Origin of the sequence: Sphaerimonospora cavernae (assembly GCF_042435035.1) — a bacterium.
GTDB lineage: Bacteria > Actinomycetota > Actinomycetes > Streptosporangiales > Streptosporangiaceae > Sphaerimonospora > Sphaerimonospora cavernae.
Genome location: NZ_JBHMQT010000011.1, coordinates 14,727 through 40,574, shown reverse-complemented (window position 1 = coordinate 40,574; position 25,848 = coordinate 14,727). Strand labels below are relative to the sequence as shown.

The window sequence follows — 25,848 nt, the reverse complement described above, 5'->3', positions numbered from 1 at the left end:
TGGGTTCGGGGCAGGAACGTCGTCTCGCCGCGGATGCGTGGGCTCGCCCGTACGACCACTTCCGATCGCGACGAGGGAGGGGCCCGGATGGCCGGTGAGGAGAACAGGGTGTGAGCAGGGGGCATCGGACGGTCCCTCATACCGTCGACACGGTGATTGAGGCGTGGGCGGACACCCGGGAGGAGTGCCTGGCCGAGGCGGTACGGGCGCTGGTGGAGGCCTTCGCCGACATCGGCGAGGTGGTGCCGGACGGCAGCGTCGAGTTCGCCTTGGCCGAGGAGACCGACGAAGATCTCCTCCTCACGGTGCTGGATGAGGTGATCTACCAGGTCGAGGTGTACGGCAGGGTCGCGGTGGACGTGTCGGTCGACGAGTGGACGGGCGCGACGGAGGGGCAGATCGAGGTGCGGCTGGCCACGATCCCGATGGGAGCGGTCGATCAGGTGGGCGTCATGCCGAAGGCCGTCGCGGTGAACGGGTTCCGGTTCGGGCGGGAGGCCGGGATGTGGCGCGCCCACGTCGTGGTCGACGTCTGACCGCTGTGCCGTGAAACGTACGAATCCAGCCCTTGACCACGCCGATCGGCGTCAGCTTGGCCATGTTTCCGGCGATGCGGTGTTTCTGGCGAGTCCGGGCGTTTCCGGCGAGTCGGCCGGGCCTACGCGAAGTCGTCGCGGTCCACATCGGCCTTCGACATCGCCTCCTTGAGCCTGGCGGCCATCTCGGTGTCCTGCCGTCGTTCCACGTCCTCGGGCCGGGTGCCTGTCGCCTGCTTCGACAGGGCCAGGTCGTTCTGGTCGGTCTTGGGTGCGTTCTCCTCGGGGATGGTCATCCGCTTTACTCCTTCTGTTATCCGGGCGTTTTCGCCTCCTGCGCGTACCCGGAAGGCGAGGGGCCATGCACACCCGGCGCCATCAGAACCTCGGCAGGGACCGTCGCCGTCAGGCGGTGGGGTGTGGGAGGTTGCCAGGAAGATACCCCCGGGGGTATATTACGGACATGGAGTTGAATGAGGCCATGGTCGGCGATGCGCTGACGCGTCTGCGGCGCGCGCATGGTCAGCTCGCCGGCGTAATCGGGATGATCGAGGCGGGGGAGGACTGCGCGAAGGTGCTGACCCAGCTCGCCGCGGTCTCCAAGGCGCTCGATCGGGCGGGCTTCAAGCTGGTCGCCACCGGCCTGCGGCACTGCCAGGCCGCGCAGGAGCGCGGCGAGCAGGCCCCGATGAGCGTGGCGGAGCTGGAGAAGCTGTTCTTGGCACTCGCATAAGCGGATCTGCCCGGCAATCCCGCTTTTCTATGACTCCAATATACCCCCGGGGGTATTTTCCACTGCTCTTGCAGTCGTCCTGGTCACTTCATGCGATAAAGATACCCCCCGGGGTATATGAAGGAGAGTGAGATAATCGATGGCCACAAATGCCGGGTCCTCCGCGGTTGGCGTCACCACGGCCCGTGCGCTGATCGCGTCCAACCCCGATGTGCTCGTCGTCGACGTACGGACTGCCGCCGAGTTCGAGACCGCGCACATCGACGGCGCGATCAACCTGCCGCTCGACCAGGTGGACGCGCACCTGCGCCGAATCGTCGCCGACGCCGGCGGCCGGTTGTTGCTGATCTGTCAGTCGGGCAACCGTGCCACCCAGGCGCAGAAGAGCCTCTGCGAGGCGGGGTTGCCCGGCACGGTCGTGTTGTCCGGCGGGATGAACTCCTGGATCGCCTCCGGAGCGCCGGTCATCCGCGGCAGGCAGAAGTGGAGCCTGGAGCGTCAGGTGCGCCTGGTCGCGGGCGGCATCGTGCTGGCGTCCATCGTGGCCGACCTGTGGCTGCCGGGGGCACGGTTCGTCGGCGCCTTCATCGGCGCGGGCCTGGTCTTCGCCTCGCTGACGGACACCTGTGCGATGGGCATGATGCTGTCCAGGTTGCCCTACAACCGCGGCAGGGCCGATGCCGCCGAGGCGCTGGCCTGCATCGTCAAGCCCGCCCGCTCCCGGACCTGACCCTCGCTCCGCCGTGCCGTACGGCGGAGAAGTCTGTCTCCCATATACCCCCGGGGGTAAGAAGGAAAGGCAATGACATGCTCACCGTGACCCTCGCCGGCGCCGTGGTGGTCGGCCTGACGCTCGGGCTGTTCGGCGGCGGCGGGTCGATCCTCACCGTGCCGCTGCTCGTCTACGTCGCGGGCGTCCCGGCCAGGTCGGCGATCGCCATGTCCCTGTTCGTGGTGGGGGTGACCAGCGCGGTCAGCGCCGTCGGGCATGCCAGGGCAGGGCGGATCCGGTGGAAGACCGGGCTGATCTTCGGTGCCGCCGGCATGGCGGGCGCCTACGGCGGCGGCCTGCTCGGCCCGCACCTGCCCGAGGCGCTGCTGCTGGCCGCGTTCGCGCTGATGATGGTGGCCACCGCGATCGCGATGATCCGTGGCCGCGGGACGCCGGAGCATGCCTCGGACCGCGTGGATCTGCCGATCCCGCACGTGGTGGTCGAGGGCGTGGTCGTCGGCGTGGTCACCGGACTGGTCGGCGCCGGCGGCGGCTTCCTGGTGGTCCCCGCGCTGGTGCTGTTCGGCGGCCTGCCGATGAGCGTCGCCGTCGGCACCTCGCTGATCGTCATCGCCATGAAGTCGTTCGCCGGCTTCGCCGGTTATCTGCAAAGCGTTTCCATCGACTGGTCGCTCGCGCTGTCCGTCACCGCTGCCGCGGTCGTCGGCGGACTCATCGGCGGGCAGCTCGCCGGGTGGATCCAGGCCGACCGCTTGCGTATGGCCTTCGGCTGGTTTGTCCTAGTAATGGGTGCTTTCGTGCTGATTCAGCAGGTGCCACCGTCGCTGCTCCACTCGGCGTACGGCCCGGCCGCGCTGGTCGCCGTCGGCCTGCTGGCGGTGGCCGTCGCCGTGCACCTGCGCTTCGCGCCCTGGGGGCGCCGTCGGACGTACGAGGGCCCGCCGCCATCTCGCCCGATGGCCGGCGTTCGGCTGAGGACGGACGGCACCTGCGATGACCATCTGTGGAATATACCCCCTGGGGTATGCGGTTCACCCGATACAGGAGGAAATGGAATGATCTTCACTCAGTACTATCTGGACTGCCTGTCCCAGGCGTCGTACCTGATCGGCGACGAGACCAGCGGCCGCGCCGTCGTGGTCGACCCCAGGCGCGACGTGTCGGAGTACGTCGCCGACGCCGAGGCGCACGGACTGCGGATCGAGGGAGTGATCAACACCCACTTCCACGCCGACTTCGTCGCCGGACACCTGGAACTGGCCGCCCGCACCGGCGCCTGGATCGGCTACGGCCACCGCGCCGAGTCCGAATACCCCATCCGCAAGCTCACCGACGGTGAGCGCGTCGAACTCGGCGACGTCGTGCTGGAGATCATGGAGACACCGGGCCACACCCCCGAATCGATCAGCGTCGTCGTGTACGAGCACGCCGACGACGCCGTGCCGTACGGCGTGCTGACCGGCGACGCACTGTTCATCGGCGATGTGGGACGCCCGGACCTGCTGGCCTCATTCGGCGTCACCGCCGAGCAGCTCGGCCGGATGCTGTACGACAGCGTCCAGCGCAAGCTGATGGCACTGGACGACGAAGTGCGGATCTTCCCCGCACACGGCGCCGGCTCGGCCTGCGGCAAGAACCTGTCCACCGACCGGTGGTCGACGATCGGCCGGCAGCGCCTGAGCAACTACGCGTGCGCGCCGATGAGCGAGGAGGAGTTCCTGGCCATCGTCACCGAGGGACAGCCGTCCGCGCCCGGCTACTTCGTCTACGACGCCGTGCTCAACCGGAAGAACCGAGAACTGTTCGGCACCGGCGCGGACGCCCGGCCACTGTCGGTGGAGGAGGTCCTGGCCAGGCGGGCGGCCGGCGCGGTCGTGGTCGACGCCCGGGACGCCCAGGAGTTCGCGCTCGCCCACCTGAAGGGCTCGATCAACGTCTCCGCCGACGGCCGATTCGCGGAACGGGCAGGCATGGTCGTCGAACCCGGCAGCGAGATCATCATGGTCGCGCCGCAGGGCCGGGAGGACGAGGTCGTCACCCGCCTGGCCAGGATCGGCTTCGACACCGTCACCGGCTATCTACGCGACCCGGAGGCCGTCTTCCTCACCGTCCCCGGAGAGATCGCCCACTCCACCAGGGTGACCGTCGCCGGGCTGCGGCAGGCCCTGGACGGGGACGAGCCGCCCGTGCTGCTCGACGTGCGCAACGCCGGGGAGGTCGCGGACGGGGCAATCGAACCCTCGCTGCACATCCCGCTCGCCGAACTGGCCGGGCGCCTGGCGGAGGTCCCGGCCGACCACCCGGTCGTGGTCTACTGCGCCGGCGGCGCCCGCTCGGCCATCGCCGCCAGCCTGCTCACGCACCGCGGGCGGGAGGGGGTGTCGGACCTGCTCGGCGGCTATGACGCCTGGCAGCGCGCCCTCGCCCCCGCATAGGTCCCGTGATCACATCCCCCGGGGCCCACCCCGGGGGAGTGGGGGACGACCAGGGGAAATGAGAGCGGCAGGGAGTTTCACCGGGACGTTTCGTGGGAGGTGACGGACATGCTCGTCTGTGAGGTCATGAGCAGTCCGGCGGTCACCTTCCGCCCCGGCGACGCGGTGCGTCAGGCGATCCACGCGCTGTACGACAACCACATCACGGCCGCCCCCGTGCTGGGCGACCATGGCGAACTGGTCGGAATGGTGAGCGAGATCGACCTGCTCTGCGGGGAGTTCGACGCCGGCGCCTCCCCGAAACGGGTCGGGGACGTCATGTCACGCACCCTGGTCACCGTCGCGGAGACCACCGAAGCGGCCACGCTGATCGACCTGATGGTGCACAAGAGAATCAAGACCGTGCCGGTGCTCCGCGATGTCGAACTCGTCGGCATCGTCACGCGCCGGGACCTCATGGCCGTGCTCACGAGGGACCGTGACTGACTTCTCGCCGGCCACCGGCGATGGCGGGGGCGGCTCCCGGCCGCCGGCCGTCACATCATGAGCTGGTAATGGCGCTCGGTACGCCACTCGACGAGCATTACGGTGGCGTCGTCCTGGAGTTGGCCGCGCTGGTGCAGCAGGATGGAGTGGATCAGTCGCCGCAGGGTCTCCGGCGCGGAGACGCCGTCGGCCTCCCGCCGGATGATGAAGTCGGTGAAGCGTTCCAGACCGAACATCTCTCCCTCAGGGGTCTGCGCCTCGACCACGCCGTCGGTGTACAGCAACAGCCGGTCGCCGGGCTCGAGCTGGCGGCGGGCGAGCACGGCGGCCGGGCCGAGGGCGAGGCCCATCGGGGTGTCCGGCGGGCTTTCCAGCACGGCGGCCAACCGCCCGTGCCGGAGGAGCAGCGGCGGGGGATGCCCCCGGTTCACCCAGGTCAGCAAGCCGGTACGGATGTTCAGATCGGCAAGAATGCCGGTGGCGAAGTGGGACCCGTCGAACTGACCGGCGATCGCCTCGTCGACCGCGTCGCTGGTCGCGAGCAGCCCGATGTCCCGGCGGCGGTTGTTGCGGTAGGACCCCAGCGCGATGGTGGCGGTCAGCCCGGCGGAGAGGTCATGGCCCATGGCATCGAATATCCCGAGACGGAGGGTGTCGCCGTCGAGAGCGTAGTCGAAGGCGTCCCCGCCGACGGAGTAGGCCGGCTCGAGCGTGACGCTGACGATGAACGTGTCGGTGGCGAAGGTCCTGACCGGCATCAGCCGCCACAGCACCTCCGCCGACAGACGCATTTCCTCCATGCGCACCAGCCGGGTGTACGCGTCGCTGGAACCGCGCTTGCTCACCACCATCAGGGCGATCAGCCCGCCCAACTCGGCCGCGACCTGCGCGGTGTCCGCATCGGCCACGGGTACGGTCACCCCGAGCACGCCGATCCGTTCGGTGCTGTCGAGCATCGGCACCCACAGCCGCCGCGGGCCTTCACCGCCGAGCGGCTCGGCGGCATCGGCGACGGAAGGGTCGGTGGTGGGACGGGCCTGAACGACCTCCAGGTTGCGGAAGGCCCGCCCGGCGATCGTGGTGTCGATGGGAATCGGTTTGAGCGACTGGCCGTGCACGTCGCGCTGGCCGGGCAGCGGCACGAGATAGAGCGGCCGCAGGCTGGCCACATAAATCATGATCTCGGAGAAGCCGAGCGGCCGGGCATGCTCGATGACCGACGCCGCCAGATCACCCAGCGGGGTCAAGGGGTGGGCGCGTACCAGACCACCCAGGAGCCGCCCAGCGTCATAGCCGTTCACGTGCCGTTCTCCCCGTCGTCTCGCCGCCTACCCCGCTGACTACCCGGCCACGGTTCAGGCGCAGACAGCGCCGGTGGCATGGTTGGCAAATGCCCGCCGTCGCCTGAACAGCCGGCGCGCGTTCATAACGGCGAAGCGCCCACCCCGGGGGGTCGGGGTGGGCGCCAGTATGCCGCGGGCATCTACTTGAGGATCGGGAGGCGCTTGACCAGGGCCGTGCGACCCCACCGGGTGCCGATGCCCAGGGTGTCGCCGGCGTTCGCCATGGCCAGGCCGGCCAGGACGATCGCGTAGACGATGTGCTCGTCCATGAAGGGGTTGGTGGTCAGGGGCAGCTCGGCGGCCCACATCAGCACCAGCATCAGGCCGCCGGCGACGGCCGCGATCCGCAGGCCCGCGCCCAGGATGAGCGCCGCGCCGATGCCGAGCAGGCCGAGCATGAACAGCAGGTCGACCCAGCCCTGTCCGGCCAGCCCGGCGAAGAACCCGCCGAGCGCGTTGTCGGCCGTGCCCTTCAGAAAGCCGGTGGTGGGGCTGCCGCCCTGGATCCAGGCCTTGTCGGCGGGGGTGGCGAATCCCCAGCCGAAGGTCTTGTCGAGGAAGGCCCACAGGAACACCCAGCCGATGGCGATCCGGGCCAGCGCCCAGGCGTAGGCGGCGGGCGGCCGGGCCGTCTCGGCGTGTGGAGTGATGTCGACGGTGTGCGGGGCGATGACGGTGTGCGGGGCGATGGTCCGGTCCAGGTCACGCCGGTCGGCCGCGGGGAGATGATTGCGCTGGTGGCGTCCTTCGATGGTGGCCATGACCGGCCCCTTCCCTTCGCTTTACGATCCCTTTGCTCGGGACGCCTCAATCACATCGCTTCCGGCATCGCGATCGCAGGGCCGTACGGCACCGCCTCACGGCCCTGACGTCCCGGTCTCCATGGGACCTTCGGTCCCCTGACGGCTCCGCGTGGCGGTTTCCGGCGTCCGGCCGCGACGGGACCCGCGGGGGAGGGACGGACGGATCATGACCGAGGGTCGATCGGCGCGTGACCGCGGGCCTTTCGTCCCTGCCCGGGGCGGTCCGCCCGGGGAAACCTCGGGATGGAGGAGCTTCGACGATGGAGGCGTGCCATGCCCTCTCCTGTTGCCACGAACTTCGGTGTCCGCAGGCTGCTCACCGCCGCCGGCCAGGCGCCTTCGGTGCTCAACACTCAGCCGTGGCGCTTCCGGGTCGCCGGGAGAGAGCACGTTGAGCTGTACGGCGACCGGGACCGCAAGCTGACGGTCAGCGATCCGCGCGGCCGCTCACTGCACGTGAGCTGCGGGGCCGCCCTGTTCAACCTGCGGCTCGCGGTGCGGGTCGCGGGTTACCGGCCACGGGTGCGGCTGCTTCCGACGCCGGACGGGGAGCGGGACCTGCTGGCGGCCGTTCATATGGCCGAGCTGGGCGCGCCCACGGCCGCCGAGCGTGACTTGTACGAGCAGATCGGCCGCCGGCGCACGAACCGAGAGCCCTTCAGCGAGCGGCATGTCCCCCACTGGGTGACGTCCGAGCTGCGCAGGGCCGCCGCACGGGAAGGCGCCCGGCTGGTGCCGCTCGATCGTGCCGACACGGCCGACCTGCTGGACTACGTCACGATCGCCGAGGACGGGTTGCTGGCGGACCACGGCTATCTCGCCGAGCTCGCCGCCTGGACGATGCGGGGCGCGCACGCCGACGGGATTCCCGCCTACACGCTCGGCCCGCGTTCGGCGGCTGACCCGTCCCCCGTCCGGGACCTCGGTGCGGCGCACCCGGGGCGGCCGTCCGCCCGTTTCGAGCCGCATCCCCAGCTCGCCGTGCTGACGACGCCCGGCGACAGGCGGGTGGACTGGCTGCGTGCCGGGCAGGCCCTCCAGCGGATGCTGCTCGTCGCGACCATGCACGGCGTGTCAGCGTCGTACCTCAACCAGCCGCTGGACCTGCGCGACATGCGACACCGCACGGATCCGTACCACCGGCGCGGACACGCTCAAATGATCATCAGGTTCGGGTACGGCCCGGCCGTACCCCGCGCACCCCGACGCCCACCGGCCGAGCTGATGCCCACCCACTGACCAGGTGCACGGGATCCCTCAGCTGTGCGTGCGGCCCTTTCCGGCGACGGCCACATGAGCCACGACAACCGGGGCCACAACAGTCGGCCCGCCGGAAACGGCCTCGCGGTACGCCTCGCGGGCGGCGGCGCGGATGTGCTCCGGGCCCGCGAAGGCGTCGGGGCTGACGGAGACGTAGATGTGCAGGGTGCCGTCGACCTCCGCCAGACGCACGTCGTCCACCATGTAGGCGAACGCCTCGTCCAGGGCGTCCCGCACCGCGAGCCGTGCGGCCGGGTCGGCGACCTGTTCTCGGTCCGCTTCGCGGTCCTGCCGCTGGGGGATGGGGCTGGGTTCGGTGCTCAGAATCCTCATGATCCAACCATGACGCCGTCCGTCTACGGCAGGGAGAGCCGAAGGTCCCCCGCCCGCACGACGGTAGGCCCCTCCCACCGCTCGCCCGGCTTTCGGACGGAAGGACGATCCGCGCCAGCCTCGGCGGCCTGGGCGAGATCCACTGTGCAGTGCAGTGCGTCGGCGGTCGAGAAACCGTCACCCATAGGGGATTGATCGAGCACGGAGAAGCGCGGTTCATCGTGCTCCGCCCTGGCGCTGAGGTACGGAGATCTCAGGCACGATCCGGTAGTCACGCTGGAAGACCAGATTGTGCAGGTCTGCCGTGGCGATGGCTCGCAGCACCGGCACCTCGGCGGCGGCCTGCTCGGGCGTGAACACGTTCAGCGGCCAGTCGTGGACCGTGGCTCCACGTAGGTGGGGATGGTGGAAGCCGCGGCCGAAGTAGGCGATGAGAGTGATCGGGCTGATCTCCGTTTCGCGTTGCTCCGGCCAGGACAGAGTCCACGTGGCGACCAGCCCTCCGTCCAGGGCCGCCAGCAATCCGCTGGCGTGCGCCTCTCCCGTGCCCAGGAGCAGGGTCGCGTTGACCTCCTCCAGCACCTGATCGGCATAGGGGTGGAGCAGTTCCACGGCGCGCCTGAAGTGATTTTCCTTGCCCTCGCGGGTCACGGTGTCGCCTTCCGTTCCGTGGGTTCCGTCACGGAGGTCGGCGAAGTGCCGCCGCAGAGCTTCGATGTGGGGTAGTGCGGTGTCCATGACGATTCCTTACTGCGGTGAGCTCTGGTGACTGATGTGGTCATGCAGTGCGTTCCCGAGCCAGCGGCGCATATCGGAGTAGGGAGAGAGGAACGCCGCGTGGAAAGTGTCCGGGAAGACCTGGAGGGTGACGTCGTTCCCGGCCTCATGTAGCGCTCGCGCATAGGCGGTGACGTCGTCGATGACCGGATCGAGTTCGCCGACCGCGATGATGGCCGGGGGGAGGTCGTCGACGTCGTTGGCCTCGGCCCAGGCCAGCGCGGCCAACACGTCGTCGAACTGGGCGGGGTGACGGTGCTGCGGTGCCAGCCGGTAGCCGACGCTGATCACTGTCCAGTCGGACACGCAGGCGAACTCTGTCGTCGCCCCGTGCCACTGGTCCAAGGAACCCGTGATCCAGCTGCCGCCGTGGGCCCAGACCCGTAGGCCGCCAGAGCCGGCCTCGGGCTGGAAGATCCGGATGGGTATGAAGTGGGTCCCCGCATCGATGTCGAGGTCCGCGCACCGCACTCCGTCGCCCCCCATCAGACCTCCTGATGCGCGGCACGCGCAGAAGTGGGCTTGTGCAGGAAGGCCAGACTGGTGAGGACGCCCACCAGCACGATGGCGGCGTTCACCGCGATGGCCACCTTCAGGCCGCCGAGCATGGCCGCCGCACCGGTGCCGACGATCGCCGACGTGGAGATGGCACTCATGATCGGGGTGCCCATGGTGATGCCGATCTGCTGGGTCATGGTGGCCAGGCCGGTCGCCAGGCCCTGCTCACGGTTGGGCAGGCCGGAGGTGGCGGTGACCATGAACCCGACAATGACCAGCATGTTCCCGACACCGCCGACGAAGGTGGCCACAAGGAGCAGCCACATCGAAGAACGGTCGTCTCCCAGCCCGAGCAGGGCGGCAGTGAAGACGGTCTGCACCAGACCACCGGTGATGAGCGTGGAGCGGGCACCGATCCTGCCGATCACCTTCGGCGCGATCGAACCGCCGACCACGGTGCCGAGACCGAGCACACCTAAGGAGAGCCCGGCTGCCAGTGGCGAGAAGCCCAGCACGTTCTGCAGGTAGAGCGTCAGCAGGAAGACCAGGGAGGTCTCGGTCAGGAACGCGATAAATCCTGCGATGTTCCCCCAAGCGACTGTGCGCTTGCCCAGCACTCCCAGCGGCACCAGCGGTGCGACGGCCCGCCGTTCGACGAGGTAGAACACCACCAGCAGCAGCCCGCCGACGGCCAGCGGGCCGAGGGCGCTGGTCGCGCCCCAGCCGTGTTCTCCGGCCTGGGTGAGGCCGAAGACGATGGCGAGCAGTCCGAGGGTGACACTGAGCGCGCCGGGAACGTCCAGTTTCGGCCTGCTCGCTGGCCTGGACTCTTTGATCACGGTAGGTGCCACGATGAGCACGAGCGCGGACACCGGTACGTTGATGAAGAACGCCCACCGCCAGGAGAGCAGGTCGGTCAACAGTCCACCCAGGATGGCGCCGGTGGTGAAACCGGCAGACATCAACGCGCCGTTGAGGCCGAGTGCCCGTTCCCGCAGGGGACCCTCCGGGAACGACGTGGTCAGCAGGGAAAGCCCGGCCGGGGTGACCGCCGCGGTGGCCAGTCCCTGGAAGATCCGAGCGATGATCAATGCTTCTGGACTCTGCGCCAGGCCGCCAACCAGCGAGGCGGCACCCAGGACGACAAGCCCGCCCAGAAAGACACTGCGGCGGCCGAGGAGGTCCGCCAGTCTGCCGAACAGCAAGGTGAACCCGGCGGCGCAGAGCGCGAAGGCGGTGGCGATCCACTGCAGATGCGCCAACGAGAAGCCCAGCCCTTCACCGATGACCGGCAGGGCAACGTTGAGGATGGAGAAGTCCACGGCCAGCATGAACTGGGCAGCCAGCAGGATGACCAGCACCAGCAGCAGCCGGGGAGTCAGCCGTTGGGGCGCGCTCTGGGACGCGGCCTTGGCGGCGATGTCGGCGGTCGACATGATCGTGAGAGCCTTTCCTCTCGGTAACTATGACGAGAAAAGGTTCATCCGTTTCCCAGTGGTCAACCAGAACCGGGATCAGGCTGGCATCCGGGAAGGTAGTCATTTCATGACCAGGGTTCCGCTGGCACTCCGCTGTTCTCAGCACGCATCATGAAACCCGTGGACAGAGCGAAGGAACTGGGAGACTTTCTCAAGAGCCGGCGGGCCGAACTGAATCCCGAGGAGCTGGGGCTGAAGGCGTACGGCACGCGCCGGCGGGTGTCGGGGCTGCGCCGCGAGGAACTGGCGATCCTCGCTGGCGTGAGCGTGACCCACTACACCCGCCTGGAGCAGGGCCGAGCGGCGGGCGCCTCCGATGCCGTGCTCGACGCGCTGGCCCGCGCCCTCCAGTTGACGGAGGACGAAACGGCCTATCTCAAGCATCTCGCCCGGCCCTCGGCGCCCGCGCGGCCGGTCCCGCCGCGGCCCGAACACGCGAGTCGCTCGGCCCGGCAACTGCTGGAAGCGATGGCAGAGGTGCCCGCTCTGGTGCTGGACCGCAGGAACGACATCCTGGCCTGGAACCGACTCGGCCACGCGCTGCTCGCCGGCCACATAGACCCCGCGGCCCCCGACAACGCGTCTGTACGGCCCAACCTGACCCGAATGGTCTTTCTTGATGAGCATTTCCGCGAGCTCTACCCGAACTGGCCTGAGGAAGCCACGCTCGCCGTCGCCTCCCTGCGCCTGGTGGCTGGACGTCATCCGGATGACCGCAGGCTGGCCGAGCTCATCGGCCAGCTTGTCATCCAGAGCGAGGAATTCGCCGCACGCTGGGCCCGGCATCCGGTACGAACGTGCACCTCAGGCATCAAGCAATTCTGTCACCCAATCGTGGGCTCGATGGAGCTCTACTTCGAGAACCTCCTCATCCCCGGCAGTTCGGGACAGCGCATCACCGCCTACAGCGCCGCATCAGGTTCGCCCTCTGAGACCGCACTGCGTCTTCTCAGTCTTTCCGCCCAGGAGTTTGAACCGGTGATGACAGCCAGCGAGCAGGCGGATGCCCAGCGGCAGGACGCGAATCCGCGTTCCGAAATGGGGCTGTAATCTGCAGCCGAATTCGGAGTGTTATGGTCCCCAGCGTATTTTGGTGTACGAAAGGGGTGCTCTTGTTACTCGGCAGCACACGAGATACGGCACCGGTCGACGTACACGCAGTGGATGCCTTGGCCGATGAGGTCTTCGCTTCCCTGTGGGTGACAACGGTGACTTCCGCCAAACGCAGATCCTGTCAGCATTGATCCGCCTGCCCGCCAGCCCCCGGCATGTCTATCGGTTGTTCGCCGAGCCGGGCGACGATGTTCCCGAGCAGAGCCCCATCTGGCTGACGAATCTCACAGAAAGACGGCTGGAGGAACTCCTCGAACTCCTCGAACTCGTCGTCATGCACGCAAGCTCAAAGGTGACGGTGAACTGCATGAACGAGCGTTTACAGAACCCGCGGACGTGGTACGGGAGTTGCGCCTCATGAGCTACCGGACCGGTACCGCGTGGCTGCGCGAGGCGCTTGTCCGCGGGCTTCCCGCGGGGCAGGACGAGTGTCCGGCCCGGCTGCTGCTGCCGGAGCTGGAACGGGCGATTCCTGCTCACGATCTGGACTCGGCGCGAAGCCTCGGCCGATTGGCCGGACGCGCCGACCGCTGGGGCGCTCTGGCCCGGGAAGGGGGTTCGCCTGGGCGGATCGCCGAGTGGCTGGGCGCGTTGGAGAGCGGGGAGCTGCCTGCGGGGTCCGCGCGCTGGGACGTACTGTCCGTGGTGACGGACTGGATCGAGTGTAACGCGCCGGGTGTCTCGCCGATTCTGGCCCCGGTGAACCCGGACGACTGGAGGAACGACAGGTGAAGCGGTTACCCCAGGCCCCCCATGCTGTGGTGTTCGACTGCGACGGACTGCTGGTCGACACCGAGGTCTGCTGGACCAGGGCCGAGACCAAGCTGTTCGCCGCCCACGGCCATGACTTCGGGCCCGAGCAGAAGGCGCTCGTGATCGGCAGGACGCTGGGGGCGGCGGGGGATTCCATGGCGGAGTACTTCGGTCGGCCCGGTGCCGGGCCGGAACTCGCCGCCGAACTCCTCGGTCTGGTGCGCGAGGAACTGGCGGGCGGAGCGGACGCCCTTCCCGGCGCGCTGGAACTGGTCAAGGCATGCGCCGCGGCGATCCCGGTCGCCGTCGCCAGCAACAGTCCCCGCGAACTCCTCGAAACCGCACTGGAGTCGTCCGGACTCGCGCAGTACCTGCCCGTCTCGTTCGCGGCCGACGAGGTGGCCGAGGCCAAGCCCGCTCCGGACCTGTACCTGGCGGCCTGCTCCGCGCTGGGAGCCGACCCCCGCGAGGCGGTGGCCTTCGAGGACTCCGCCACAGGCATTGCCGCCGCGCGCGCCGCGGGGATGTACGTGGTGACCGTGCCGTCCCTCGGACACTCCTCGCTCGACCACGATTGGCTTGCGACCTCGCTCGACGACGCGGAGCTGGTGCTCTGGGCGTCGGGTCTGGGGCGTCAGGCCGGGACATGACAATCCGCTGGTGTGCCTGTGCGGACAGGGTCCCGAGAGCAGGCTCACCCCGACCGTCACCAACACCTTCAGGTGGCGGTAGCCAGGTGAACCCATCAGGAACTTCTGCAGGCCTGCACTGGTCGTCAGCTGAGCCAGATGATTCGGACGACGTAGACCAGGCGCTGCTCCTCGAGGATGAAGTGGGCGGCGATCCCGCGGCCGCCGAAGACCTGCTTGCGCATGTTGCCTTCGGGCCTGTCCTCCTTGAAGGGATCGGCCGGCCCACGTGGCGATCTCCAGCATGGTGAGCAGCTCCATGTAGTGGGGCCGCGCCTCGGCTGGTAAGGCGTCGCGTTGGTGCTCGGCGAGGGGGTCGTGCCGGACCTCGTACACCGGCTAGGCGCCGCGCTCGATCTGCTCACGCAGGCGCGCCTTGTACGCCTCGTCCACCCGCACTGCGCCGGGCGGGGACTCGCCGCGCTCCAGGTAGGCCATGGCGCGCTCGGCGATGCGGATGGTCTCCTCGTACTCCTCCGGGTCAGCCTTGAGGAGGACGTCCGCGATCCAGCCGGTGATCGCGCGGTAGCCCGTCATCCCGGCCACGGTCGCCGCCGCGGCCAGGGCGAGCACCGCCGCCACCGGATGGTCCCGTCCTTGATCAGAGCGCCCATCGGTCACTTTCTTGAACAGTTCGAGCAGGTCGTCGCATGCTTCGCCGAGGGGAACACGGATGACGGGCTAGGGTGCGGAGATGCAGGAGATCATCTCGCCCGTCTCGTCGTGCTTGATGGGCACGGCGTCGTCGACGTACGCGGTCTGAAGGTCGACGCCGGGCAGGAACAGGTGGCGTTCGGTGTTCCGGAAGGCAGCGATGGCTTTGGGGGTGCGCAGGTGACCGCTGTCGATGAGGCGGGTCACGAGCGCTTCGCGCAGCTCGGCGGGGCCGGTGGCCGGGGTCACGGCGGTCTCCATTCGGGTGAGAGTAGAGGCCAAGGAGGAGGACCGGTAGGTAGACACGTCGGCTGCCTCCCTCCGTGGAAAGGCGGCCGGATCCCAGGAGGTGACGGCTGCTCGGTGCCGCGCGGCCCGGTCCGTCAGCGAGGTTCATGGCCGGATGCGTCACCGATGATCTGTACTGCGAGATCGGCGGCCTGGGCCGGGGCGAGCGTGGTGGTGTCTATGACATGCGCTTCCTCGGTGAGCCATTGGACGTACGCCTCGTCGTAGCGGGGCAGGTTCTCCAGCCGGAAGTCGATTACCCTCTGCGATCGAACGGGGTCGTCCGGGAACATCGAATGGCCTGTGATGCGGTCGCGTACGGTGGCGGTGTCGGCGTGCAGGACGATGTGGCAGACGGTGATGCCGCGTTTGTCGAGCGCGGAGAAGATCTCGTGAGCGTAGTCCCTGCGGAGCAGGCTCATGGGGGCGATGAGCGTACCGCCGGTGTAGGCGAGGATCTCGGCGGCTGTCGCGGCGACCAGGGGCCGCCAGGGCGGGAGGTCCTGGAAGTCCTTCTCTCGTCCGGGCAGGATCGTCCGGAGCATGAAGCCGACTTCTTCGGGGTCGAAGAGCGTGCTGCCCGGGATTCGCGGCAGGAGTTTGTCGGCGACGGAGGTCTTGCCTCCGCCGAAGGGCCCGTTGAGAAGAACGATCATCGTGGCTCCTCGTGTGCTCATGGTGATGTCACCCGCGCGTCAGCATCGCAGGCGGGGAAGGACCGGCCGAGCTGAACTGTGACCGTCGATGGCGTCCCGCGTTCAGTTCGGCAAGGAGGCGGACAACGATCATGGAGCCTCGGCCGGTACGCACCGTGATCCGGTGCTGCTGCCGACCGGGAGCGTTCAATGGTGCCCGGTCAATCGATCCGGGCCGGTGCGCTGGCCGCTCGCGCGATGCGGTGCCCGACAAGGCGCTCGGCCACGGCGAGGGGGTACCAGCCAGCACCAGTCACCTCGGACTCCTGGATGCGTCCCACGTCCGCATGGGCTGTCACGAAGGAGTACCCGATGTCGAGGTGGTAGTGATCCGGTCCGTCCTTCTCCGGTCGTGCCGGGACCCTGCCGTACTCGATGTAGACGGGGGTCTGCGACGCGGGGAAGACCTTGCCGGGGTCAACGCCGGTCTCCTCCGCCAGTTCGCGCACCGCCGCGTCGATCAGGGTGGTGTCTGTCGGCTCGAGGTGACCTCCGGGCTGCAATGTGATTCCGTACCCGCGGTGCTCGACAAGCAGGATCTCGGCGGCGTCGCGAACCAGCAGCGCACTGGCGGTCACGTGCATCGGGAAATTCCGCCGCGAGGCGAAATCCCTTCCCTGTGACAGCAGCCGCACCGGCTCGGACAGCAGCGCGGCCTCGTCTGGGTAGTGCTCGAGGTAGGCGGAAAGCACGCTCGAGATGTCCGAGTCATTGATCGCCATGGGGCGCCTCCACACCAGCCCGAGAGCGAAACTCTCCGTGACCGACTGTCCGGATGCGAGCGACGAGCACTGACACGGTCAGCTCCTTCGAAAGCGCGTGGCGTACGAAAGGGTTCGGTCCTTACAGGTTGGGCCCAGCGCGCGTGCCACGCAGAGGAGACTCACGGCAGGTACCCACACTCCGTCCACGGCGTGATCGAGACAGGGCTTGTCAGCCGTCGGAAAGGCTGCTTCGACCTTTGAAGTCGCCAAGCGACACAAGTGGACTCGGGTAGACGAATACTCTCAAAACACCCTCTCTCAGGCATGCGGGTCGGCCCAGTAGTCCTTGAGCATCTCGCCTGGCCAGTCGGGCTGGTGTACGTCGCCGCGGGGGCCCATCTCCTTGAAGTACGGCGCGAGGTCGTAGACGGGGCTGCCGTCGATGGCGTCCAGGTCGGTCACGTGGAGGTCGAGGCCGTCGACCTTCAACAACCTGGGGAAGGACTGGGCGAGCTGGTTGGGGCGGCGGTGGTTGCGGTGGACGAAGGTGCCGGTGGCCGACCATGCGGGGTTGTTGCGGGGGCTTCGGGCGTGCAGGGCGACGTCGCCGGGGGAGGCCTTGTGGAAGTGCCAGACGACCAGCAGGTGGGAGAACTCCTCAAGGCCCTGGACGACCTCGGGAGGGAAATCGGGGTTCAGGCGAATGATCGCCGTGCCACTCCAGTGGTCGTCAGTGGGGTCGACGCGTCCGCCGACCACGACGCCGATGGGTTGGATCGTCAGAGATTGAGCCATGGTCGTCCTCGTCTCTTCGCCGTTGAGGTGATCAATGTACGCGGGCCAGGTAGGCGGCGGCCCGGGCGTCCAGCTCGGTGATGGCCGGGATCTTGCGGCGCCGGTAGGGGGAGAGCAGGGTGCGCATGTCGAGAGCCGCTTGCCGGCCCCGTCCGGAAGAGATGCCCTCCTCCAGCACGTCCAGAGCGGTGCTCCAGGTGGCGCACGCCTCTTCCACCCCGCCGTTCGCGATCTGCGTGGCGCCCAGGTATCCGAGCGTCACCACGTGCGTGCGCCGGAAGGCCTCTCCCCGGGTCCGTACGCTGCGCCTGAACTGGCGGATGGCTCCCCTGTGGTCGCCACAGTCCCGTAACGTGCACGCGGTCTCGTGGGCGAGGGAGGCTTCGCCGAAGAAGAACGTGCGCTGTGGTTCCTCGATGCCCTCGCTAGCCGATGCGAGGTCGTCTTCGGCCTTGAGCAGGGCCTTGGACGCGGACTGCTTGTCGCCGTTGGCGGCCAGGGCGCGGGCGTGGACGACGCCGAGCAGCGCCCGCTCACGCGGGGTTGCCGAGGCGTAGCGCTGGCCCTGCATGGAAGCGGTGGACAGTTCAAGACCCTGGGGGAAGAACCCGAGGTCGATGGCCTGATGCGCCATGGCGCGCAGGATGTGACCGGCCAGCGGCGGGTTTCCGGCGCGTGCGGTCAGCTTCAGGGCCAGGATGAGGTACCGCTGGGCCAAGGCGTGCTCGCCGTTGTCAAATCCCATCCACCCTGACAGATAGGCCAGCTCCGCGGCGGCGGAGAACATGTCGCGCCGTACCTGCTCGTTCGGGAACGTCCCCTGCAGGAAGGCGGCGACGTCCGACTGCAGGTACTGCACCAGCGCCTTTCTGCCGTGGCCGCCGCCGCGCCGCTGGTCGATCCGGGAGAAGGCAGCGGTGAGCTCCTGGACGGCTACCACGTCACCGCGTCCGACGCGCTGGGGCTTGGCCGGCACGGACGGTTGCCCGGCCATGGTCTCCCACCAGGCGTGGCCCGGGAGTGCGAGGGCAGCAACTGAGTACACCGCGCCACTCAGCAGGCTTCTGCGGTCCGCGTCCACGTCCGTTCTCCCCAGGTCTGTCAGCGTGGTCAATGGGTCGGTGTGCCACTCCAGCGCCTCCTCCGCCGGGGCGTGGGGCACTGCGAACCCGAGCTCCTCTGGCGTGACGGCACGCCTCAGGCGACGAGACAGCGCCTGGGACAAGATTACGGGTGCCACGCCGGACGGTTTTGTCCCCGCGACCCACATGCTGACATGGGATCGACCAATATGCGCATAGTCGAGCAGGTTGTTCTCCTGGGCGATGCGATTGAACGCGCTCGCCGCCTGCGCCCGTGACCAGCCCGCCTCCTGCAGGAGCGCGGCGAGCTGTTCATTTCGTTCGCGTGCCATGATGCGCCTCCGCATGCCAAGTAGTTTTGGCCACTTTGACCCAATTTGCTCGACCCGCTCTGCGGCAGGGCTGGTCATCGCTTCGTGCAGGTCACCGTAGTCGCCAGCATCGGCGGTCTCCAGGCGAATAGCCAGAAGCTATTTCCCTGCCTGAGTGGCCGGACGTAACCGCTGGCGATCTTTGATCACTTTGACCACCTCGCAAGCCTTGATCTCATACCCAGCGCGCTTCGATTGCGGTTCTCTGGAGGCGTCCACCTACGAAGCCGGTTGAAAGGCGAGGGGCTGAGCTGTGCAGGACTCCATCGCGACATCGGTCCGCCCGCGTTGCCGGGCATAACCGGTGGCGGCCGAAAAGCTGACCGGGAAATCCGTCAGTTCAGCAATAACCGGCAGATAACAGACAGGGAGCGCCGCATGACCGAGACGGTAGACATGTCCGAAGACTCCGAGCGGGCGGTGGAGATCCGTAACGCCCTCACGGACAAGCTTCGCGCCGACGGCATGATCACCTCTGAGGTCGTGGAGCGGGCCTTCCGCACGGTGCCGCGGCATCTGTTCGTCCCGGCGGGCACGTCGTTGGAGGTGGCCTACAACGCGGATGATTCGGTGGCGACCAAGACCGACGAGCACGGTGTGATCATCTCCTCGGTCAGCGCGCCGTTCATCCAGGCCCGGATGATCGAGCAGGCGCGGCTCGGCCCGGGTATGAGCGTGCTGGAGATCGGATCCGGCGGCTACAACGCGGCGCTGCTGGCCGAGGTCGTCGGCCCGACCGGCCGCGTGGTCAGCGTGGACATCGACCCGGAGGTGACGGAGCGGGCCCGCGCTCTGCTGGAGTCGACAGGGTACGGGGACGCGGTCACGGTCGTGCTGGGCGACGCCGAGCAGGGGGTGCCCGAGGCTGGGCCGTTCGACGCGATCATCGTGACGGTCGGGGCGTGGGACATCCCACCGGCTTGGCTGCGACAGTTGGGCGACAGCGGGACCCTCGTCGCGCCGCTGCTAATGAACGGCATCAGCCGTTCGATCGCCTTCCGCCGCGAGGCGGACCACCTGGTGAGCACCTCCGCGGAGGTGTGCGGGTTCGTCGCGATGCAGGGCGAGGGCGAGCATGCTGAGCGGGTCTTCCTGCTACCCGACGCGCACGGCCGGGCCGTCAAGCTGCGGTTCGATGACGGGGCTCCGGATGATCCGAGCCTGCTGGACGGGGTGCTGGCGACCGAGCGGACCGAGGTGTGGTCCGGCGTCACGATCAAAAGCGGGGTGTCGTTCGCCGACCTGCACCTGTGGTTCGCCGGCTTCCTGCCGGGTTTTTGCAAGCTGGCCGTGGACGAGGGGACCGACCTGGCCGACGAGCGCGGCAGCTGGTTCCCGTTCGGGGTCGTGCGTGGTGACTCCTTCGCCTACCTGGCCGTGCGCCGTGCGCTGGAGGGCGCGGGCGTGGAGTTCGGAGCGCGCGCCTACGGGATGCACGGCATCCAGGCCGCGACCGCGATGGTCGAGCAGATCCAGGCGTGGGACCGCCAAGCCCGCGGCGGTCCGGCCCCCACGTTCGCCTTCTGGCCGTCCGGCAGCGACCACACCCACCTTCCCCCAGGTACGGCGGTCTTCCCCAAGACCCACGGCCTGGCCACAACCTCCTGGCCCGCGCTGGGCTAAGCGCCACGCGGCCTGCGCGGGCCAGGTGCACCACCCTCACACCCACCCGAACAAAGGAGAGTGATCCGATGGCTCCATCGCTGACCCTTGACGCCCCCGAGACCCTGAACGTGGGGGACGTCACGGCGGATGAGGAGTTCGAGCTGGACATGCGCGTGGTGGAGGCCACCACCCCACTCGTGATCATGATGTGCGACACCAGTGACGGGTGCGGCAACAGCTGCAGCACCAGCGCGTGCGCCACCAGTTCCAACGACCCGGCCTGAACCAGCAGGCCTGAACGAGTCGGCCCAATCCCGTGCCGTCGGCGTCCGTGCCCTGCCGTGGACGCCTGCGGCACGGTCCCCTCACCCCGAGGAGGCGGATCACGTGAGCGTTCCCCCGCGCTATCGACACACCGGCCTGGTTATGGTGCGTGCGACGACCGACCCAGGTGACCTGGACGTGCCAGCGCACCTTGACCCGTCCGATCTGGCCGCGATCGAGTGCGAAGGCCGGGCCTGGCTTGCGAAGGCATGGTCCCGTGATGATGTCCGGGAGGCGCTGGCCGTGGCCAGCCCCGTCCTCGCGGCGCGCATCGACCACATCCTCGGCCCGCCTGACACCGACCTGCCCGCCACGGGTCACTTGCGCCGCGCGATCGTGTCGATGGCCTCCTACCTGCTGCGCTGGCAGCGACGCGCCACCCCGTTCGGGCTCTTCGCCGGGGTGACCACGGCCGGTGTCGGGCCCGCCATGGCGAAGATCGGCACCGGGCATCGCGCGCTGGCGCGTACGGATGCCGAATGGCTCACGATGCTGATCGATCAGCTTGAACGGCATCCGGAGCTGCGCTCCCGGCTGATGGTGGTGGCCGACAACGCGGGGGTCGTGCGGGACGGGCGCTTCATCGTGACCGCCCGCGCGGCACTGGGCGTCCGGACTCCCGGCCCGATGCGGGAGATCTCGGTACGGCACAGCCGGCCGGTGCGGTTCGCGCTGGCCGCAGCCGCGTCACCGATCCGGTTCGGGGTGCTGGCCGCCCAGTTGAGCGCCCGTTTCCCGGGCGCCGCACCGGAGACGATCCACACTCTGCTGCACGCTCTGGTCGACCAGGGCATTCTGATCACCAGCCTGCGTCCGCCGATGACGGCCGTCGACGGGCTGACCCACCTGATCGGCGCGCTCCACGCGGCGGACGGACACCGGATACCCGAGATCGCGACGCTGCTGCGCCGCCTTGAGGAGATCGGCGAGCAACTCGCCCGCCACAACAGCGAGCCCGACCCACGGCAGGCCGCGGTGATCCGTACCTCGGTGGCCGCGCGGATGACCGCGCTCGCCCCCGGGACCGGGCACGTGCTGGCCACCGACGTACGGCTCGACGGCCGGATCGACATTCCCGAGGGGGTGCTCCAGGAGGCCGCGCTTGCCGCCGGCGTGCTGCTGCGCCTGACCACGCAACCTTTCGGTTCCGCGGCCTGGATGGACTACCACCAGCGGTTCCGCGCCCGCTACGGCCCCGGCACCCTGGTGCCGGTCCGGGAACTGGTCGCCGACTCCGGGCTCGGCTACCCCGGCGGCTATCTCGGCGCGCCGCGTGCCCGGCCCGCCTGGCGGATGCTGACCCAGCGCGATGCCGCCCTGCTGTCGCTGATCCAGAAGGCCGTCCTGGACCGGGCCGAGGAGATTGAGCTGACCGAGGTCGACATCCAGGCGCTGGCCGTGGGCGAGTACGCCGACATCGTGCCCCCGCAGTGCATCGAGCTCGGCGTCACACTGCACGCCACCTCAACCGAGGCGGTCGACCGCGGCGAGTTCGAGCTGCGGGTCACCGCCACGCCCCGCGCGTACACCAGCATGGCCGGACGCTTCGCCTACCTGCTCGGCGACACCGACCGCGCCCGGCTGGCCGCGACCTACACCACTGCCGGCCATGACGGCGACGAAGACGCAGGCCAGGACGCCGTAGTGGTGCAGCTGTCGTTTCCGCCTCGTCGCCCGCACAACGAGAACGTGGTACGCGTCCCGCGGCTCGTCCCCGACGTGCTGTCCCTGTCGGAGCACCCTGCCGCAGGGTCTGAACGTCCTGGCATCGGTGTGATCAGCGTGGATGACCTGGCTGTCACCGCCGACGCCGAGCAGATGTACCTGGTTCAGCGCTCCACCGGCCGACGGGTGATCCCTCGGATCCCGCACGCGCTGGACACCTCCATCCAGAGCCCGCCGCTGGCACGGTTCCTCGCCGAGGTCGCCGACGCACGCAGCGCGGTCTTCGGACCCTTCGATCTCGGGGCCGCCCGCACCCTGCCGTACACCCCGCGTATCCGTTACCGCCGTACGGTGCTGGCCCCTGCCCGCTGGATCCTCACCCTGGATGACCTCCCGAGTGCTGCGGGCAGCGCTGAGTGGGATGCGGGGCTGGGGTCCTGGCGGCAGCGGTGGCGGGTGCCGGCGCGGGTCGTGCTGTGTGAGGGGGAGCTGCGCCTGCCGCTCGACCTGGACCAGCAACTGGACCGCACCCTGCTGCGGACGCGACTGGAGCGAGGCGGACGGATCGAACTGCACGAGGACGGCACGCCGGAGGATCAGGGATGGATCGGCCGCCCGGCTGAGCTGCTGATCCCAATGACCCTGATCGCCCCGCCGTCGCGCCGGCTCCCGGTGACCGCACCACCGGGTGCCGTCCTTCGACCGTGCGATTCGGCCATGGTGTACGCACAGCTGGTGGGCAATCCCGCGCGGTTCGATGAGATCCTGACCCGCCACCTGCCCGCCTTTATCGGCGACCTCGCCGGCATGGTCGAGCGCTGGTGGATACGACGGCATCGCGACCTGATCCGGCTCGAAGCCGATCAGCACCTCGCCGTATTCCTGCGCCTTACCGCTGTGGAACAGTACGGGCCCGTCGCGGCACGCTTGGCAGCCTTCGCCGCCAGACTCCAAGTCTGCGGTCTGCCCGCGCAGATCAGCTTGGCTTCCTACCCGGAGCATTCCGCCCGGTACGGCGAGGGCCCGGCGCTGACGCTGGTCGAGCAGGTGTTCGCCGCCGACACCCCAGCGGCCATCGCACAGCTCGCCATGGCCGAGGCTGCCGATATTCCCGCCCAGGCTCTGGCCGCCGCGTCGATGGCACAACTGGCCGCATCGTTCGCCCCGAGCGCGGAGTCCGGATGCCGGGCGCTGCTCGGGTGCCTGAAACAGGAGACCGGGACGCTGGATCGCACCCTCCGCGACCACGCGCTCCACCTGGCCGACCCCGCCGGTGACTTCCACGCGCTGCGCTCCCTGCCGGGCGGCGAGGCGGTGGCCGCCGCATGGCAAGCCCGGGATATCGCCCTGGCCGCCTACCACCGAGCTCTCGCCGAGCAGCGTGACCCCGTCACGGTGCTGCCCGCTCTGCTGCACGAGCACCACGTACGGGCCCTCGGCGTCGACCCGGCCTTCGAGAAGACGACCGGCCGCCTCGCCCGTGCGGCGGCGCTACGCCACCTGGCCCTGGTAGGTGCCCTGTGAGCACCAGCACGGCGACGCTCACCGCCGAGGAAGCGACGCGTCAATCCCTGGCCACGGGTACGGCCGGGGCTGCGCTCCTCCACATCGAGAAAGCCCTGACCGGCTCGGCGGGCTGGGGGAGTGCGCACGCGCACATCCGGAAGGTGGTGGCCGGGCCGATCGACGCCGGCGCGCACGCCGGGCTGTACTACGGGGCACCGGCCATCGGTTTCCTGCTGCACGCCGCCAGCGTGGCCGGTCGTTCCCGCTACCGCTCGGCCGCCACGGCTTTGGACGCATCCGTGCTACGGCTGGCCCACCGGCGCCTGGCTGCGGCGGTAGCCCGGATGGAGCGCGGCGAGAGTGCCGCGTTCGGCGAGTACGACCTGTTCTACGGGCTGACGGGCATCGGTGCGCTGCTGCTGCGCCGCATGCCGGGCAGCGACACGCTCGCCGACATCTTGTGCTATCTGATCCGCTTGTCCCGTCCGCGTGATGAGGATGGGCTTGAGCTGCCGGGATGGTGGGTGGACCACGACCCGGACCCGATCCTGCCGACCCCCGGAGGGCACACGAACTTCGGGGTCGCGCACGGCGCGGCAGGGCTGCTCGCTTTGCTTGGTCTGGCCGCCTCACGCGGCTGTGTGGTTGACGGCCAGCGCGAGGCGATCAAGGACCTGTGCGCCTGGTTCGACCGCTGGCAGCAGCACTCGCCGGAGGGCCCGTGGTGGCCGCAGTGGGTCACCCGAGAGGAACTGCGCACGGGCCGCCTGGCCTGCACCAGCCCCGTTAGGCCGTCCTGGTGCTACGGCGCGGTCGGGATCTCCCGCGCCCTGCAACTCGCGGGCATCGCCACCGGTGACCCGCGGCGACGGATGGCCGCGGAGGACGCCATGGCCGCCTGCCTGACCGATCGGCAGCTCGACCGGATCACCGAGGCGGGACTGTGCCACGGAATGGCCGGGGTGTATCAGACCGCCTACCGCGCCGCTCTCGACGCGCACAACCCCGCCATCGGGCAGCGACTCCCCGCGGTCGCCGAGGCGCTGACCCGGCAGGCCGCGGCCCAGCACTGCAAGACAGGCCAGCACAGCAAGACGGCCCAGGACGGCAGAGCCGGCCAGAGCGGACTGCTGACCGGAGACGCCGGGGTGGCGCTGGCACTGGAAACCATGCGGCAATCCACGCCGCCACGCTCGGGATGGGACGCATGCCTACTGATCACCTGACCACTACCTCTTGCCCGGCCTCGCCGTACCAGGCAGCATCCGCCGTGCTCGCCGTGCTCGCCGGCTCCGACCTTGAGACCACCGCGGCCGACAGCGGCATGGAGCCCGCCGACCTCCACGACGCTCTCCAGGCGTATCAAGCCACCGGACTCGCCGCGCTGGAACAGCGCGCGGAAAAGCAGTGGTACCAGGTACGCGTCCAATTCCCCGAGTGGAACACCGCAGAGGCGGGCGCCGCGACATGGCTCGGGCCGCGACTGGACCAGCTCGAAGCCGACGGAGCCGTGATCGGCTGGTGGTTCCTGCGCAAGCACCCATGCTGGCGGCTGCGCCTACGCGCAGCGGACACCGCGGCAGTGGACCACGTACTGGACGAGCTGACCACAGCCGGGGCGCTCTCCCGATGGTGGCCGACGGTATACGAGCCGGAGACCGCAGCCTTCGGCGGACCCGTCGGGATGCACGCTGCCCATGACCTGTTCTGCGCCGACAGCCGCGGCGTCCTCGATTACGCGCGTCGAGACGCCCCGGGTCTCGGCCGTCGCGAACTGTCCCTCCTGCTGATCAATGCTCTCCTGCACGCGGCGGGGCTGGACGGGTTCGAACGCGGCGACGTCTTCACCCGGGTGGCCCACCTGCGTCCCGCACCCTCCGACGCCGATGCCGTGCACATCGACGCGCTGGCAGGGAACATGCGCACCCTGCTGGCCGTAGCCGCGCAGTCGGGCAGCGCGCTGTTCGCCCCCGGTGGGCCGGCCGCGTTCGCCGCACCCTGGCTGGCGGCGTTCACGGCAACCGGCCGCCGACTCGGCGAGGCGGCGGCACAGGGCAGGCTTGAGCGCGGGCTGCGCGCCATCCTCACCCACGTCCTGATCTTCCACTGGAACCGGCTCGGCCTGTCGGCCACCACTCAGGCAATCCTCGCCCGCGCAGCCGGCACAGCCCTCCTGCCTCGGAGCTGAC

Annotated in this window: 27 protein-coding genes and 2 pseudogenes; 16 read left to right on the top strand and 13 right to left on the bottom strand. The window is 69.1% G+C overall.

From position 1 onward, the window contains the following. Window positions 1-110: 110 nt before the first annotated feature. Window positions 111-536: an archease gene (locus ACFHYQ_RS07795; protein ID WP_394300407.1), complete on the top strand. Its 426-nt coding sequence runs from the start codon at window positions 111-113 to the stop codon at window positions 534-536. Between the two features lie 122 nt (window positions 537-658). Here the strand turns inward: ACFHYQ_RS07795 and ACFHYQ_RS07790 are convergent, their stop codons facing one another. Continuing rightward, window positions 659-832: a hypothetical protein gene (locus ACFHYQ_RS07790; RefSeq protein WP_394300406.1), complete on the bottom strand. Its 174-nt coding sequence runs from the start codon at window positions 830-832 to the stop codon at window positions 659-661. A gap of 167 nt (window positions 833-999) precedes the next feature. Here ACFHYQ_RS07790 and ACFHYQ_RS07785 point away from each other — a divergent pair, with 167 nt between their 5' ends. The 5 genes and pseudogenes from ACFHYQ_RS07785 to ACFHYQ_RS07765 all read left to right on the top strand — a co-directional run bounded on the left by ACFHYQ_RS07785 (window position 1,000) and on the right by ACFHYQ_RS07765 (window position 4,923). Next, window positions 1,000-1,269: a metal-sensitive transcriptional regulator gene (locus tag ACFHYQ_RS07785; RefSeq protein WP_204018257.1), complete on the top strand. Its 270-nt coding sequence runs from the start codon at window positions 1,000-1,002 to the stop codon at window positions 1,267-1,269. 139 nt (window positions 1,270-1,408) lie between these two features. Further along, entirely contained in the window at window positions 1,409-1,999 is a 591-nt protein-coding gene (locus ACFHYQ_RS07780) for a rhodanese-like domain-containing protein (protein WP_394300405.1), read from the top strand. Between the two features lie 77 nt (window positions 2,000-2,076). Then, a pseudogene (locus ACFHYQ_RS07775) lies at window positions 2,077-2,787 on the top strand (sulfite exporter TauE/SafE family protein); the annotation flags it as partial. A 270-nt stretch (window positions 2,788-3,057) separates the two neighbouring features. Continuing rightward, a complete protein-coding gene (locus ACFHYQ_RS07770; RefSeq protein WP_394300451.1) occupies window positions 3,058-4,437 on the top strand; it encodes an MBL fold metallo-hydrolase in 1,380 nt (459 codons plus the stop codon). Window positions 4,438-4,545: 108 nt separating this feature from the next. Then, window positions 4,546-4,923: a CBS domain-containing protein gene (locus tag ACFHYQ_RS07765; RefSeq protein ID WP_394300404.1), complete on the top strand. Its 378-nt coding sequence runs from the start codon at window positions 4,546-4,548 to the stop codon at window positions 4,921-4,923. Window positions 4,924-4,973: 50 nt separating this feature from the next. Here the strand turns inward: ACFHYQ_RS07765 and ACFHYQ_RS07760 are convergent, their stop codons facing one another. Then, on the bottom strand, window positions 4,974-6,224 hold the full coding sequence (locus tag ACFHYQ_RS07760; protein WP_394300403.1) for a PP2C family protein-serine/threonine phosphatase: 1,251 nt from the start codon (window positions 6,222-6,224) through the stop codon (window positions 4,974-4,976). A gap of 182 nt (window positions 6,225-6,406) precedes the next feature. After that, entirely contained in the window at window positions 6,407-7,027 is a 621-nt protein-coding gene (locus tag ACFHYQ_RS07755; protein WP_394300402.1) for a hypothetical protein, read from the bottom strand. A gap of 315 nt (window positions 7,028-7,342) precedes the next feature. Between ACFHYQ_RS07755 and ACFHYQ_RS07750 the strand changes: the two genes are divergently transcribed. After that, on the top strand, window positions 7,343-8,308 hold the full coding sequence (locus ACFHYQ_RS07750) for an Acg family FMN-binding oxidoreductase (protein ID WP_394300401.1): 966 nt from the start codon (window positions 7,343-7,345) through the stop codon (window positions 8,306-8,308). An 18-nt stretch (window positions 8,309-8,326) separates the two neighbouring features. On the opposite strand, the gene ACFHYQ_RS07745 is transcribed toward ACFHYQ_RS07750, so the two are convergent. The 4 genes from ACFHYQ_RS07745 to ACFHYQ_RS07730 form a co-directional block, all read right to left on the bottom strand. Further along, window positions 8,327-8,662 (bottom strand): hypothetical protein, encoded by a 336-nt coding sequence (locus tag ACFHYQ_RS07745; protein WP_394300400.1) that lies wholly within the window; start codon window positions 8,660-8,662, stop codon window positions 8,327-8,329. A gap of 216 nt (window positions 8,663-8,878) precedes the next feature. After that, window positions 8,879-9,400, bottom strand: coding sequence for a hypothetical protein (locus ACFHYQ_RS07740; protein ID WP_394300399.1), 522 nt, complete (start codon window positions 9,398-9,400; stop codon window positions 8,879-8,881). A 9-nt stretch (window positions 9,401-9,409) separates the two neighbouring features. Then, window positions 9,410-9,925: an alpha/beta hydrolase gene (locus tag ACFHYQ_RS07735; protein WP_394300398.1), complete on the bottom strand. Its 516-nt coding sequence runs from the start codon at window positions 9,923-9,925 to the stop codon at window positions 9,410-9,412. After that, complete coding sequence (locus ACFHYQ_RS07730) at window positions 9,925-11,373, bottom strand: MFS transporter (RefSeq protein WP_394300397.1); 1,449 nt, start codon at window positions 11,371-11,373, stop codon at window positions 9,925-9,927. Before ACFHYQ_RS07730 ends, ACFHYQ_RS07735 begins: the two co-directional genes overlap by 1 nt. 153 nt (window positions 11,374-11,526) lie before the next feature. On the opposite strand from ACFHYQ_RS07730, the gene ACFHYQ_RS07725 reads away from it, so the two are divergent. From ACFHYQ_RS07725 to ACFHYQ_RS07710, 4 genes and pseudogenes are all read left to right on the top strand, one after another. After that, entirely contained in the window at window positions 11,527-12,465 is a 939-nt protein-coding gene (locus ACFHYQ_RS07725) for a helix-turn-helix transcriptional regulator (protein WP_394300396.1), read from the top strand. Between the two features lie 145 nt (window positions 12,466-12,610). Next, window positions 12,611-12,853, top strand: a pseudogene (locus tag ACFHYQ_RS07720) (IS701 family transposase); the annotation flags it as partial. A gap of 32 nt (window positions 12,854-12,885) precedes the next feature. Beyond that, window positions 12,886-13,260, top strand: a complete 375-nt coding sequence (locus ACFHYQ_RS07715; RefSeq protein ID WP_394300394.1) for a hypothetical protein — start codon at window positions 12,886-12,888, stop codon at window positions 13,258-13,260. Then, on the top strand, window positions 13,257-13,931 hold the full coding sequence (locus tag ACFHYQ_RS07710; RefSeq protein ID WP_394300393.1) for an HAD family hydrolase: 675 nt from the start codon (window positions 13,257-13,259) through the stop codon (window positions 13,929-13,931). The genes ACFHYQ_RS07715 and ACFHYQ_RS07710 overlap by 4 nt, the downstream gene beginning before the upstream one ends. A gap of 378 nt (window positions 13,932-14,309) precedes the next feature. Here the strand turns inward: ACFHYQ_RS07710 and ACFHYQ_RS07705 are convergent, their stop codons facing one another. The 6 genes from ACFHYQ_RS07705 to ACFHYQ_RS07680 form a co-directional block, all read right to left on the bottom strand. Then, on the bottom strand, window positions 14,310-14,603 hold the full coding sequence (locus tag ACFHYQ_RS07705; RefSeq protein WP_394300450.1) for a transposase family protein: 294 nt from the start codon (window positions 14,601-14,603) through the stop codon (window positions 14,310-14,312). Between the two features lie 48 nt (window positions 14,604-14,651). Further along, the gene (locus ACFHYQ_RS07700) at window positions 14,652-14,885 is read right to left on the bottom strand and encodes a hypothetical protein (RefSeq protein ID WP_394300392.1); all 234 of its coding nucleotides are present in this window, start codon (window positions 14,883-14,885) and stop codon (window positions 14,652-14,654) included. 122 nt (window positions 14,886-15,007) lie between these two features. Continuing rightward, window positions 15,008-15,568 (bottom strand): AAA family ATPase, encoded by a 561-nt coding sequence (locus ACFHYQ_RS07695; protein WP_394300391.1) that lies wholly within the window; start codon window positions 15,566-15,568, stop codon window positions 15,008-15,010. Between the two features lie 200 nt (window positions 15,569-15,768). Next, window positions 15,769-16,329 (bottom strand): NUDIX hydrolase, encoded by a 561-nt coding sequence (locus ACFHYQ_RS07690; RefSeq protein ID WP_394300390.1) that lies wholly within the window; start codon window positions 16,327-16,329, stop codon window positions 15,769-15,771. A 300-nt stretch (window positions 16,330-16,629) separates the two neighbouring features. Beyond that, window positions 16,630-17,106, bottom strand: coding sequence for an SAM-dependent methyltransferase (locus tag ACFHYQ_RS07685; RefSeq protein WP_394300389.1), 477 nt, complete (start codon window positions 17,104-17,106; stop codon window positions 16,630-16,632). A gap of 31 nt (window positions 17,107-17,137) precedes the next feature. Next, window positions 17,138-18,520: an NsdA family TPR-like regulatory protein gene (locus ACFHYQ_RS07680; protein WP_394300388.1), complete on the bottom strand. Its 1,383-nt coding sequence runs from the start codon at window positions 18,518-18,520 to the stop codon at window positions 17,138-17,140. A gap of 417 nt (window positions 18,521-18,937) precedes the next feature. Between ACFHYQ_RS07680 and fxlM the strand changes: the two genes are divergently transcribed. The 5 genes from fxlM (at window position 18,938) to ACFHYQ_RS07655 (ending at window position 25,847) form a co-directional block, all read left to right on the top strand. Next, on the top strand, window positions 18,938-20,182 hold the full coding sequence (gene fxlM, locus ACFHYQ_RS07675) for a methyltransferase, FxLD system (RefSeq protein ID WP_394300387.1): 1,245 nt from the start codon (window positions 18,938-18,940) through the stop codon (window positions 20,180-20,182). A gap of 68 nt (window positions 20,183-20,250) precedes the next feature. After that, window positions 20,251-20,448, top strand: a complete 198-nt coding sequence (locus ACFHYQ_RS07670) for an FxLD family lanthipeptide (protein ID WP_055483755.1) — start codon at window positions 20,251-20,253, stop codon at window positions 20,446-20,448. A 103-nt stretch (window positions 20,449-20,551) separates the two neighbouring features. Beyond that, window positions 20,552-23,677, top strand: coding sequence for a lantibiotic dehydratase (locus ACFHYQ_RS07665; RefSeq protein ID WP_394300386.1), 3,126 nt, complete (start codon window positions 20,552-20,554; stop codon window positions 23,675-23,677). Then, entirely contained in the window at window positions 23,674-24,885 is a 1,212-nt protein-coding gene (locus ACFHYQ_RS07660; protein ID WP_394300385.1) for a lanthionine synthetase C family protein, read from the top strand. Before ACFHYQ_RS07665 ends, ACFHYQ_RS07660 begins: the two co-directional genes overlap by 4 nt. Further along, window positions 24,867-25,847 (top strand): thiopeptide-type bacteriocin biosynthesis protein, encoded by a 981-nt coding sequence (locus ACFHYQ_RS07655; RefSeq protein ID WP_394300384.1) that lies wholly within the window; start codon window positions 24,867-24,869, stop codon window positions 25,845-25,847. Before ACFHYQ_RS07660 ends, ACFHYQ_RS07655 begins: the two co-directional genes overlap by 19 nt. Window position 25,848: the final 1 nt, after the last annotated feature.